1 protein-coding gene is annotated in these 599 nt (G+C 59.1%); it reads right to left on the bottom strand.

Translation table 11 applies throughout. From position 1 onward, the window contains the following. Positions 1–599: condensation domain-containing protein (locus ACX1DY_RS31480; protein WP_458968053.1), on the bottom strand; the 599-nt coding region annotated here is incomplete at both ends.

Here is a 599-nt window from a genome sequence, read left to right as displayed (position 1 = left end):
GTTTCCAGATTCATCATCTGTTGAACCCGCATTGCCTCACGTTCGACCGCTGTGCTGACGTCCGCTTCCCCCGAGACGTCGCATACATGCAGGCGGAACGCTGGCTCTTCCGTCCCCCGGTTCATCTGCACGATCTTCCCTGCTTCTTGCCGGTACACCATCCGCAGCGCATCGTGATGTTCCGTCAGCTTGGCTGCGACTTCCTCCACGAGCGTTTCCCGGAATCCGTCCGCGCGGTACAGCATCATCGCCTGATTCCAGTGATGATTTTGCGAGAAATCCTGTTCGAAGAACCAACGCTGGATCGGGCTTAGCGCCACCTCGCCTTCCACGGCCCCTGCTTCGGCTGCTGCCTGGGTCTTGGCCTGAATATAGCCGCTGACTTCCTCGATCGTCGGATGCGTGAACATATCCCGGACAACCAGCTTCAACCCTTCCGCGCTTAACCTCGACACGATCTGGATCGCTTTGATCGAATCGCCGCCCAGCTCGAAGAAGTTGTCCCGGATGCCGACCTGTTCGATTCGGAGCACGTCCTGCCAAACCGCCGCCAGCTTCACTTCGATCTCGCTCCGCGGCGCGATGTATTCACTTCCGGC

Source organism: Paenibacillus sp. BAC0078 (genome assembly GCF_054483875.1).
This window is presented reverse-complemented; position numbering and strand designations above follow the sequence as displayed.